This is a genomic window from Shewanella sp. 125m-1, assembly GCF_052977065.1.
Window position 1 is genome coordinate 50200 of sequence record NZ_JBRILT010000009.1, and the last position, 11869, is coordinate 62068.

The 11869-nt window shown below is 44.4% G+C and carries 8 protein-coding genes; 7 read left to right on the plus strand and 1 reads right to left on the minus strand.

Annotated elements, in window-relative coordinates:
- Positions 1-19 precede the first annotated feature (19 nt).
- The 4 genes from infB (at position 20) to rpsO (ending at position 4537) form a co-directional block, all read left to right on the plus strand.
- Positions 20-2710 (plus strand): translation initiation factor IF-2, encoded by a 2691-nt coding sequence (infB, locus tag ACVBIK_RS06515; protein ID WP_447169324.1) that lies wholly within the window; start codon positions 20-22, stop codon positions 2708-2710.
- Between the two features lie 60 nt (positions 2711-2770).
- Complete coding sequence (rbfA, locus tag ACVBIK_RS06520) at positions 2771-3199, plus strand: 30S ribosome-binding factor RbfA (protein WP_447160116.1); 429 nt, start codon at positions 2771-2773, stop codon at positions 3197-3199.
- Entirely contained in the window at positions 3199-4146 is a 948-nt protein-coding gene (gene truB / locus ACVBIK_RS06525) for a tRNA pseudouridine(55) synthase TruB (RefSeq protein ID WP_447163337.1), read from the plus strand. The genes rbfA and truB overlap by 1 nt, the downstream gene beginning before the upstream one ends.
- A 121-nt stretch (positions 4147-4267) precedes the next feature.
- Positions 4268-4537 (plus strand): 30S ribosomal protein S15, encoded by a 270-nt coding sequence (rpsO, locus tag ACVBIK_RS06530; RefSeq protein WP_012156278.1) that lies wholly within the window; start codon positions 4268-4270, stop codon positions 4535-4537.
- Between the two features lie 148 nt (positions 4538-4685).
- Here rpsO and ACVBIK_RS06535 read toward each other — a convergent pair whose 3' ends face one another.
- Positions 4686-6722, minus strand: a complete 2037-nt coding sequence (locus ACVBIK_RS06535; RefSeq protein ID WP_447160114.1) for a putative bifunctional diguanylate cyclase/phosphodiesterase — start codon at positions 6720-6722, stop codon at positions 4686-4688.
- Positions 6723-6924: 202 nt separating this feature from the next.
- Between ACVBIK_RS06535 and pnp the strand changes: the two genes are divergently transcribed.
- The 3 genes from pnp to prfC all read left to right on the plus strand — a co-directional run bounded on the left by pnp (position 6925) and on the right by prfC (position 11830).
- Complete coding sequence (pnp, locus tag ACVBIK_RS06540) at positions 6925-9030, plus strand: polyribonucleotide nucleotidyltransferase (protein WP_447169325.1); 2106 nt, start codon at positions 6925-6927, stop codon at positions 9028-9030.
- Positions 9031-9199: 169 nt separating this feature from the next.
- Positions 9200-10090: a lipoprotein NlpI gene (gene nlpI / locus ACVBIK_RS06545; RefSeq protein WP_447169326.1), complete on the plus strand. Its 891-nt coding sequence runs from the start codon at positions 9200-9202 to the stop codon at positions 10088-10090.
- 159 nt (positions 10091-10249) lie between these two features.
- Complete coding sequence (gene prfC / locus ACVBIK_RS06550; protein ID WP_447160111.1) at positions 10250-11830, plus strand: peptide chain release factor 3; 1581 nt, start codon at positions 10250-10252, stop codon at positions 11828-11830.
- Positions 11831-11869: the final 39 nt, after the last annotated feature.

Consider the following 11869-nt stretch of genomic DNA (forward strand, 5'->3'; position numbering starts at 1 on the left):
CAGAGGGGAGTTTTAATATATGGCAGATACTACAGTAGACAAGCTAGCCCAGGAAGTTGGGAAAAGCACTGATCGTTTAGTCGAGCAGTTTTCTCAGGCTGGTATTAAGAAGTCGGCGAGTGATACGGTTTCTGAAACTGAAAAACAGCAGTTGCTTGATTTCCTTAAGAAGCAACATGGTGGCGATGCAGCCCCAACTAAAATGACATTACAACGCAAATCAGTTTCAACACTTAGTGTTGCTGGTAGTGGCGGACAGTCTAAAGACGTTAAAGTCGAAGTGCGTAAAAAGCGTACGTTCGTAAAACGTGACGAAGCGGCAGAAGCAGAACTAGCTGCTGCGGCTAAAGCAGAAGAAGCTAAAGTTGCTGAAGAAGCTAAGGCTGCCGCGGAAGCAAAAGCTAAAGCGGATGCAGAAGCAAAGGCAAAAGCTAAGGCTGATGCCGAAGCTAAGGCGAAAGCAAAAGTGTTAACAGAAAAACCAGTTCAAGAAAATGCTGAAGATAAAGCAGCTAAAGCAGAAGAAGCAAAATTGTTAGCCGCTCAAGACGCAGTTGCGAAAGCAAAAGCTGATGAAGAAGTTGCAGCAGCTGCAGAAGTTGCTCGTCGTTTAGCGGAAGAAAACGAAAAGCGTTGGGCTGAAGAAGAAAAAGCCCGTAAAGAAGCTGAAAAGTCAGTTGATCACCACGTGACGACCTCTACTGAGGCACGTGCTGCTGAAGATACAGCTGATGCGAACGCTGAAAAGCGCGGTCGTCGTCCACGCAAGCCTTCTGCTAATGCGGGTAATAACCCTAACGCGAATGCTAACGCTGGTGCGGGTAAGCCAACAGGTAAAGGTAAGCGCGGTAAAGATAACCGTCGTGATAGCCGTAACTCACGTAATTCACGAAGCAACAATCGTAGCGTTGCGCCAGAGTCAATGGATCACGCGTTCACTAAGCCTGCTGCAGTGGTTAAAGCTGATGTCAGCATCGGTGAAACGGTTTCAGTTTCTGAATTGGCTTCTAAGATGTCAATCAAAGCTACTGAAATTATCAAGCAGATGATGAAGATGGGCTCTATGGTTACAATTAACCAAGTCCTAGATCAAGAAACTGCGCAGTTAGTTGCTGAAGAAATGGGTCATAAAGTTGTGCTTACTCGTGAAAACGAACTAGAGCACCAAGTACTTGCTGATCGTAACGGCGATATATTAGCTGAATCTCGTGCTCCAGTAGTCACTATCATGGGTCACGTTGACCATGGTAAGACATCGCTACTTGATTACATTCGCCGCGCGAAAGTTGCTTCAGGCGAAGCCGGTGGTATTACTCAGCACATCGGTGCGTACCACGTTGAAACTGAAAATGGCATGATCACTTTCTTAGATACTCCTGGTCACGCTGCGTTTACCGCTATGCGTGCTCGTGGTGCTAAGGCTACCGATATCGTAATCCTAGTGGTTGCGGCTGATGACGGTGTTATGCCTCAAACAATCGAAGCGATTCAACATGCTAAAGCCGGTGGCGTTCCGCTAATCGTTGCAGTTAACAAGATGGATAAGCCTGAAGCAGATCCTGATCGTGTTAAGTCTGAGCTTTCACAGCATGGCGTTATGTCTGAAGATTGGGGCGGAAACAACATGTTTGTTAATGTTTCTGCTAAGACTGGCGATGGTATCGATGAGCTATTAGAAGGTATTCTTCTAGAAGCTGAAGTACTTGAACTTAAAGCTGTTCGTGAAGGTATGGCTGCTGGTGTTGTTGTTGAATCTAAGCTTGATAAAGGCCGTGGTCCAGTTGCAACAGTTCTTGTACAAGAAGGTACATTGAAGCAGGGCGATATCGTTCTATGTGGTCTTGAGTACGGTAAAGTCCGTGCGATGAGAGATGAGAATGGTAAAGCAATTACTGAAGCTGGCCCATCTATTCCTGTAGAGATCTTAGGTCTTTCAGGTGTGCCATCGGCTGGTGATGAAGCGACGGTAGTACGTGATGAGCGTAAAGCACGTGAAGTTGCACTATATCGTCAAGGCAAGTTCCGTGATGTTAAGTTGGCTCGCCAGCAGAAGTCTAAGCTTGAAAACATGTTTGCTAACATGACTGAAGGCGAAGTCGAAGAGTTGAATATCGTGCTTAAGGCTGATGTTCAAGGTTCACTTGAAGCTATTTGTGATTCATTAAATGCGCTTTCAACTGGCGAAGTTAAAGTTAACATCATCGCACGTGGTGTGGGTGGATTAACTGAAACTGATGCAACTCTTGCTGCAGCATCTAATGCAATTATGGTCGGCTTTAACGTTCGTGCTGATGCACAGGCGCGTAAAGTTGTTGATAGCGAAAGTGTTGACCTACGTTATTACAGCATCATCTATCAATTGATTGATGAAGTTAGAGACGCAATGAGTGGCCTGCTTGCTCCTGAATTTAAGCAAGAGATCATTGGTCTTGCTGAAGTTCGTGATGTATTTAAGTCTCCTAAGATTGGCGCGATCGCCGGTTGTATGGTGACCGAAGGTACTATTAAGCGTAGCGCTCCAATCCGCGTTCTTCGTGACAACATTGTTATCTACGAAGGTGAGCTTGAATCACTTCGTCGCTTTAAAGACGATGTTAGCGATGTTCGTAACGGTATGGAATGTGGTATCGGTGTGAAGAACTATAATGACGTCAGAGTTGGCGATCAGATTGAAGTCTTCGAAACGGTAGAAATTGCACGTACCTTGTAATTCAACTAGTTACTTATAAGGGCGGCGTTAGCCGCCCTTAATATTTATGGCAAATATATTATGGCAAAAGAATTTAGTCGTACACGTCGTATTGCACAGCAGCTTCAACAAGAGCTAGCACAAGTGCTACAACGTGATATGAAAGACCCACGAATCGGGTTTGTGACGGTTAATGATGTCGATGTTTCTCGCGATTTAAGCTATGCAAAAGTCTATGTCACTTTCTTTGAAGAAGACGAAAAGCTTGTTCAAGAGAAAGTTGAAGCGTTAGATGCAGCAGCAGGCTACATCCGTTCATTGGTTGCCGGCCGTATGAAGTTACGCGTTATGCCTGAACTTCGCTTTATCTACGACAGCTCGCTTGTTGAAGGTATGCGCATGTCTAACTTAGTTAGCCGCGTTATCAGCAATGACGAAGCAAAGCAGAAGCAACACGGTATTGAACCTGATGCTGCGAAAGATGATACAAAGGAAGAGGGCGATAAGTAATGGCACGTCGTTCTCGCGGTCGTTTTATCGACGGTATTGTACTGTTAGATAAAGATACTGGTATGAGTTCTAACTTTGCATTACAAAGAGTGAAACGCTTTTTTAATGCAAATAAGGCTGGCCATACCGGTGCTCTTGATCCGCTAGCAACGGGCATGTTACCTATTTGCTTAGGTGAAGCGACGAAGTTTTCGCAGCACCTACTTGATGCGGATAAACGTTACTTAGTGACTGCAAAGCTTGGGCAACGTACCGATACCAGCGACTCTGATGGTGAAGTTGTTCAAACAAGAGAAGTTAACTTCACTCAAGAACAGCTTGATACAGCACTGGATTATTTTCGCGGTGAGACGATGCAAGTCCCGTCTATGTTCTCGGCGCTCAAGTACCAAGGTCAGCCTTTGTATAAGTACGCTCGCGAGGGAATTGAAGTCCCCCGTGAAGCACGCCCTATCAATGTGTTTGAGTTAAATTTTATCAGCCTTGAAGGTGATGAGTTGACCTTGGATATCCATTGCTCTAAAGGCACTTACATCCGTACAATCACTGACGATTTGGGCGAGATGCTAGGCTGTGGTGCTCACGTTATCATGCTACGTCGCACACAAGTTGCCGGTTACCCATACGATAAGATGGTGTCGCTTAAACAGCTTGAAGAACTTGTGACGAAAGCTGAAGATGAGTCTTTATCACTGTCTGAAGTGCTCGATCCACTCTTGTTACCTATGGATACCGCGGTAAGTGGTTTCAAAGAGATAAACGTCTCTGACGAACTTGCTACTTACTTGATGAACGGTAACCCTGTACAGGTGGCCAACTTACCGGTTGATGAGTTAGTTCGTATCACTATCGGCGAATCTCGTCAGTTTGTTGGTATCGGACAAATGAACGATGATGGACAGCTTGCCCCTAAGAGACTTATCGTACTAAGAGAGCAACAAGATTAATTGAGGACTTATTCCTAGATTAATCTTGCTACCCAAAGTCTAAATGGGTAGAATGGCGCGCCCCTTTGGCTGAGTTAGTGATCGGCTAAAGATTTTTTAATGTAATATTTTGGAGATAGAAATGTCACTAAGTGTTGAAGCTAAAGCTCAAATCCTAGCTGAATTTGGTCGTTGTGAAAATGATACTGGTTCTTCTGAAGTTCAAGTTGCTCTGCTAACTGCGCAGATCAACCACCTACAAGGTCACTTCAAAGAGCACATCCACGATCACCATTCACGTCGTGGTCTACTACGTATGGTTAGCACTCGTCGTAAGCTTCTTGCATACCTTAAGCGTACTGAAAACGTTCGCTACCAAGAGCTAATCAAGAAGTTAGGTCTACGTCGTTAATTTTAACGTCTGATCTATTAAAAGGAGGCCAAGCCTCCTTTTTTTGTGCCTGACTTTCGGCTATAAGCCGCCATTCGCCAGTTTATAGCTGTTGGTATGCAGGGTGCTTTAGCTGAAGATATACCTGTTGGTTTTAATCCTGAACGTTTTAGCTGATAAGTGAAGTTCGATTGGTTGCAATGTATTTTTCTTCAAACTCTTCTATTGGCAAAGGCTTACTAAAGTAAAACCCTTGGCCTATTTGGCAGCCACGCTCCTGCAACCAGGCTAGTTGTTGCTCACTTTCAATTCCCTCAGCCACAATGTTTAAGTCAAGCTGCTTACCGAGCATCAAGATGGTTGACGCGATAGCACTTTCCTCTGGTAGATCGGACACAAAACAACGATCAATTTTCATGGTGGTAATGGGCAGGCGACGAAGGTACGACAACGAAGAATACCCGGTACCAAAATCATCAACCGCAATCCCAAACCCCGCACTCTTTAGCTCTCTAAGTTTGATAATGGACGACTCGATATCACTCATTAGAGAGGTCTCAGTTATCTCAATCTCTAACAGCTCTGGAGCGATTTGATAGCGTAGTGTCGCTTGCTTAATATCGGGCACAATACTGGCGTCTAGAAACTGCTGAGGAGCGACATTAATTGCAATAGGTAGTGAGAAATTATAACGCATTTGCCAATCTCTAATCGTCTTACAGGTTTGCTCAATTACCCAGCGCCCGATAGGTATAATGATACCAGTCTCTTCAGCCACAGGAATGAAAGATATTGGACTGATTAAACGTCCATCTTTTTGCCAGCGGATCAGTGCTTCACAGCCAATAACCTCTCCGGTTTTTATATCGAGTTTAGGCTGAAAATGGAGTAAGAATTCATTGTTTTTTAGTGCGTCATGTAAGGATGCTTCGGTTCTTAAGCGAACGGCTGCTCTTTCGGTCATTTGGGATTTAAAGAAAGCCCACTGGTTCGACCCTGCAGCTTTTGCACTGTACATGGCGATATCTGCATGGCGAATTAGATCTTCTGCCCGCAGGCCATCGTCTGGGTAGATGGCGATACCTACCGAGGCCGCCGGGTGCACAGTATGCTCATTGAGTTGCATAGGGTTATTCAGTTGTATTAGCAGCTTATCGACAAACTCAGCCGCTTGGCTTGGTGACTCTAAACCATCCGCGAGTACCACAAACTCATCGCCCCCTAATCTAGCAACAGTGCCCATTTGGCCAACAGCAAGCTCTAAGGTACGGGCTACACGGATCAAAAACTGATCGCCAATCTCATGGCCTAATGAGTCATTTACATTTTTGAATCGGTCTAAGTCAATAAATAGCAGTACGAATTGACATTGCTGTTTTTTTGCTCGCCCAATGGTTACCGCGATGGTTTCTAAAAGCAAAGTGCGGTTCGGCAAGCCCGTTAAGGGATCTCGGGTTGCCATTTTGCGTAATTTATTTTGAGTATTATCAAATTGAACCAAAATTTGATTTAGCTTAGAGGTGACGAGCCCGAGTTCATCATTACAGTGAGCACTGTCTATGGGTAGTAGGTTTCTCGCAGGAGACTCCGGGTCTATGTTGTCGATAGACTCACTGATGCGAGCAATAGGTTGGGTTAAAAATCGGTGAAATAATACCGACAATACCAGTGTGAGCAAAAATGCTCTCGCTAAGGTAGCCCAAAGGCTGAAGCGCAAAGTTGATATTAATGAACTGGTGAGCTCTTGGGTGTCATAAAAGACCGTTAAGGTACCAATCAGTTCTTCGTTACCATTACTGTCAACATAAAATGGTCGATACAGCGAGCGGGATAGCTGTTTGAAATCACCAAAAAGCGCAGCGCTAATTTCGCTATACACTTCAGCATTAGCCGCTCCGGGACCGTTACTGACTGACACGAACCGACTACCGTCTTCTAAATCCATTATTGCAGAGCTTACATGCTCAACTTTTAAGATCCCTTGTATTGTTTGCACGGCAAGTACATCATCTAACGCCCAGACTGCATTTGTTGCAGGTTGTTCGACGGAATCCAGTAGTTCGCGCTGGGTATCGGTTAACTCATGGCGGGCGTTAATAACGAGCAGAGAAATCTCAATAAGAAAGATGGCAACGGCAAAAAATAGCGTTGCAGATACGACCAAAATAGTCTGTTTCCACGTGAGGGATTTAAAGCGCTGCTCCATCAACTCTTGTCCTTTATATCAATGACTTATTTTTGTAGTGTTGATTGCTTTATGTTTACGTTGTACATGTTTTTTACCGAATGAAACCACTTTAGAGAAAAGATTCCGCTTTGTCATCAATCTATTCTCTTTATCTATTGAATAAACTTGCAGTATACTTACGCGCGTAATTAAGGTAATTAAATATTAAGGAATGGTTCACGTGAATCCAATCGTAAAGAGTTTTGAATATGGTCAGCACACAGTCACATTAGAGACTGGGGTTATCGCGCGTCAAGCAGATGCAGCTGTTTTGGCAAGTATGGGTGATACAACAGTTTTAGTAACTGTTGTTGGCAAGAAGTTTGAAGAGCCAGGCCGTGACTTTTTCCCGCTAACCGTTAATTACCAGGAAAAAACATACGCAGCCGGTAAGATCCCTGGTGGATTCTTTAAGCGTGAAGGTCGTCCATCTGAAGGTGAAACGCTGACTGCACGTCTAATTGACCGTCCAATCCGCCCACTATTCCCGAACGGCTTTAAAAACGAAGTTCAGGTTATCATTACTGTTGTTTCAGTTGATCCAGAAATCAGCCCAGAAGTTATCTCTATGATTGGTACTTCTGCAGCACTGTCTATCTCTGGTATTCCATTTAACGGTCCACTAGGTTCAGCTCGTGTTGGTTATGTAAACGGCGAATACATCTTAAACCCAACTGTATCTCAGTTAGTTGACAGCCAGCTTGAGCTATCTGTTGCCGGTACTGAAAGTGCAGTATTGATGGTTGAGTCTGAAGCAAGCGCATTGCCTGAAGAAGTCATGTTAGGTGCGGTTGTTTATGGTCACGACCAGCAGCAAGTTGTTATCAAAGCTATCAAAGAGCTACAAGCTGAAGTGAACAAGCCTGTATGGGAATGGGCTGCACCAGTTCAAGACCAAGAGCTTGTTGCTAAGATCAAAGGTTTGGCTGAAGCAGGTTTAACTGAAGCTTACCAGATTGAAGTTAAGCAAGATCGTTACGCTCAAGTAGGTGTTGTTAAAACAGCAGCTAAAGAAGCATTGTTGGCTGAAAATCCAGATGCTAATACACGTGAAATCGACGGTCTTCTAGCTAGCCTAGAGAAGAAAGTGGTTCGTAGCCGTATTATCGCGGGTAACCCACGTATCGATGGTCGTGAACCAGATATGGTTCGTGCACTTAACGTGATGGCTGGTGTTCTTCCACGTACTCACGGTAGCTCACTATTCACTCGTGGTGAAACTCAAGCGCTAGTAACTTGTACTCTTGGTACGGAACGTGATGCACAGAAGATTGATAGCATCATGGGCGAGTACACTAACCGCTTTATGCTTCACTACAACTTCCCTCCATACTCTGTTGGTGAAACAGGCATGGTTGGTTCTCCAAAGCGTCGTGAAATTGGTCACGGTAAGCTAGCATGGCGTGGTATTAACGCTGTTATGCCAACAGCTGAAGAGTTCCCATACAGCGTTCGCGTTGTATCTGAAATCACTGAATCTAACGGTTCAAGCTCTATGGCTTCAGTTTGTGGTACGTCTCTTGCTCTTATGGATGCAGGTGTTCCAATCAAGACTTCTGTTGCGGGTATCGCAATGGGTCTAGTTAAAGAAGGCGACGATTTCGTTGTTCTTTCTGACATCCTAGGCGATGAAGATCACTTAGGTGACATGGACTTTAAAGTTGCTGGTACTCGCGACGGTATTACTGCGCTGCAGATGGATATCAAGATCGAAGGTATCACTAAAGAGATCATGCAGATTGCTCTACAGCAAGCATACGGCGCACGTGTTCATATCCTAAACGTAATGGACCAAGCTATCTCAGGTCACCGTGGTGATATTTCTGAGCATGCTCCACGTATTACAACAATCAAGATCAATCCAGAGAAAATTCGTGATGTTATTGGTAAAGGTGGTGCGACAATTCGTGCACTTACTGAAGAAACCGGTACTACAATCGAACTTGATGACGATGGTACAGTGAAAATTGCTTCTTCAAACGGTGATGCGACTAAAGAAGCTATCCGTCGTATTGAAGAGATCACTGCAGAAGTTGAAGTGGGTACAGTTTACAACGGTAAAGTTGTTCGTATCGTAGACTTCGGTGCTTTCGTAACGATTCTTCCTGGTAAAGATGGTCTAGTTCATATTTCACAAATCGCTGAAGAGCGTGTTGCGAATGTGTCAGACTACCTAGAAGTAGGTCAAGACGTTAAAGTTAAAGTGATGGAAGTTGACCGCCAAGGCCGTGTACGTCTTTCTATGAAAGAAGCTGCACCTAAAGCTGAAGCGCCAGCTGCTGAGTAAGCACTAGCACTTTAAATAAAAGGAGGCCTATGGCCTCCTTTTTTGTGCCTGTAAAAAATATCTTGATGAAATAAGCAACACTAATTGGAATATTTTCAAATCCTTGATAGCAGTAGTGAATAGGGGTTGCTATGATTGGAGCTATTGGTGAACTCAAAAGGTTAAATGGATGAATCAAAAGATGCGAACTGCCGTGGTCGTGGCTATGGCAAGCGTGAGTATGCTGCTAACAGGATGTGTATCAACTTCCGAAAGCGAACAACAAGCTTCGATTAAAGTCGCGCCGGTTTCTCCTGATTATAAATTAGAAATCACCTTAGCAAAATTGAATGAGATTTTGGCATCTGTTGAGCTAACGCCTGAACAACGCGCACGATTTCATTATGACCGTGGTGTTATCTATGACCGCGTGGGCCTGCGTATACTAAGCCGCATTGATTTTCATCAAGCGCTAAAACTTCAACCTAATCTCGCAGATGCCTATAACTTCCTTGGTATTTATTACACTCAAGAAAGTGAATTTGAAAGCGCTTATGAAGCATTTGACGCTGTTTTAGAGCTGTCACCAGGTTATGACTATGCTTACCTTAATAGAGGGATTTCACTTTATTATGGCGAAAGGATGGAACTTGCTGTCTCTGATATGAACGACTTTTATGCTCGTGATCCATCAGATGGTTATCGAGTGTTGTGGTTATACTTAGCCGAACGTGAAGTGGATGAACTGGCTGCTCAAACGCAATTAGCGAATAATCGCACTAAGCTGCAAGCTAATGCTTGGGCAACTGCCTTGGTGGATTATTATTTAGGGCAAAAGAGTAAAGAGCAGATCTTTAGCCTGGCAAAAGAGGGATTAAAACACCCGAATGAATATGCTGAGCGCCTTTGTGAAGCGTATTTTTATATGGCGAAAATAGCGCAAAAACGTGGCGAAAACGTCGAAGCTGCGAACTATTTCAGATTAGCATTAGCCACTAATATCTATGATTTTGTTGAGCATAGGTACGCTCGACTCGAGCTTGCCAGAATAAACCAAATATTGCAGCCTGCGGCAAATTAGCGCGGGCTGCCTATAAATAAGCCTCCTGATGGAGGCTTTTTTATAGGCCGTCATTTACAAATCCTCCCCATACTGATTTTACGCTCTAGTTTGGTAGCCAAAATATAGGTGAACGGCTATAATTGCGGCCTTTGTGAACTCCCAGAATTACAGGTAAACATGTCAGGCAATAAAGTTGAGGTCGACAAACGTCGCACTTTCGCCATCATCTCTCACCCAGATGCGGGTAAAACCACCATTACTGAAAAGGTTCTTTTATTCGGCAACGCGTTACAAAAAGCGGGTACCGTAAAGGGCAAGAAATCAGGTCAGCACGCTAAGTCTGACTGGATGGAGATGGAAAAAGATCGCGGGATCTCAATTACGACTTCTGTAATGCAGTTTCCTTATCACGATGCGCTGGTGAACCTGCTAGATACGCCTGGTCACGAAGACTTCTCTGAAGATACCTACCGTACATTAACGGCGGTTGACTCATGTCTGATGGTGATTGACTCTGCTAAAGGTGTAGAGCAACGTACTATTAAGCTAATGGAAGTTACACGCCTACGTGATACGCCTATTGTGACCTTCATGAACAAACTTGACCGTGATATTCGCGATCCAATCGAATTGATGGATGAAGTGGAAGAGGTGCTGAACATTAAGTGTGCCCCTATCACTTGGCCAATCGGTGCAGGTAAAGAGTTCAAAGGTGTTTATCACCTATTGCGCGATGAAGTGATCTTGTACAAAGGTGGCATGGGTCATACCATTCAAGATTCTCGTATCATTAAAGGTTTGGATAACCCAGAGCTTGATGAAGCGATTGGTAGCTATGCCGCTGAAATTCGCGATGAGATGGAATTGGTTGTTGGCGCTTCACATGAATTTGACCACGAACTATTCTTAAAAGGCGAATTGACACCTGTTTACTTCGGTACAGCGTTAGGCAACTTCGGTGTTGACCATATTCTTGACGGTATCGTTGAGTGGGCTCCAACACCTCAGCCCCGCGAAACAGAAGTGCGCGACGTGCTGCCTGATGAAGAAAAGTTCAGTGGTTTCGTGTTTAAGATCCAGGCAAACATGGATCCTAAGCATCGTGACCGTGTGGCCTTTATGCGAATTTGTTCAGGTCGTTATGAGCAGGGCATGAAGATGCATCACGTACGTCTAGGTAAAGACGTAAACGTGAGCGACGCGTTGACCTTTATGGCCGGCGATCGTAACCGTGCTGAGGCTGCATATCCTGGTGATATTATCGGCTTACATAACCATGGTACGATTCGAATTGGTGATACTTTTACCCAAGGTGAGAAGCTTCGCTTTACTGGTGTACCAAACTTTGCACCAGAAATGTTTAGACGCATACGTTTACGTGACCCTCTGAAGCAAAAGCAATTGCTTAAAGGACTGGTCCAGCTTTCAGAAGAGGGCGCCGTACAGGTATTTAGACCACTGGACAGTAATGACTTGATCGTAGGCGCCGTGGGTGTGCTTCAGTTCGAAGTTGTTGTCGGTCGTTTAAAGACTGAGTATAAAGTAGAAGCTATTTACGAGGCTATCAGTGTGGCTACCGCTCGTTGGGTCTATTGTGATGATCACAAGAAGCTTGATGAATTCAAACGTAAGTGCAGCATGAACTTAGCGTTGGATGGTGGTGATAACTTGACTTACATTGCACCGACTATGGTTAATCTTAATCTGTCGATGGAACGTTATCCTGATATTGAGTTCGCTAAGACACGCGAAAACTAACAGTCATACGCGCTTTTTATATTAAGCTGTTATTTTTAA

Excerpts from the sequence above, each read along its gene's own strand:
- infB (WP_447169324.1), top strand. The coding sequence starts at position 20 with ATGGCAGATACTACAGTAGACAAGCTAGCCCAGGAAGTTGGGAAAAGC.
- rbfA (WP_447160116.1), top strand. The coding sequence starts at position 2,771 with ATGGCAAAAGAATTTAGTCGTACACGTCGTATTGCACAGCAGCTTCAA.
- truB (WP_447163337.1), top strand. The coding sequence starts at position 3,199 with ATGGCACGTCGTTCTCGCGGTCGTTTTATCGACGGTATTGTACTGTTA.
- rpsO (WP_012156278.1), top strand. The coding sequence starts at position 4,268 with ATGTCACTAAGTGTTGAAGCTAAAGCTCAAATCCTAGCTGAATTTGGT.
- ACVBIK_RS06535 (WP_447160114.1), bottom strand. The coding sequence starts at position 6,722 with ATGGAGCAGCGCTTTAAATCCCTCACGTGGAAACAGACTATTTTGGTC.
- nlpI (WP_447169326.1), top strand. The coding sequence starts at position 9,200 with ATGAATCAAAAGATGCGAACTGCCGTGGTCGTGGCTATGGCAAGCGTG.
- prfC (WP_447160111.1), top strand. The coding sequence starts at position 10,250 with ATGTCAGGCAATAAAGTTGAGGTCGACAAACGTCGCACTTTCGCCATC.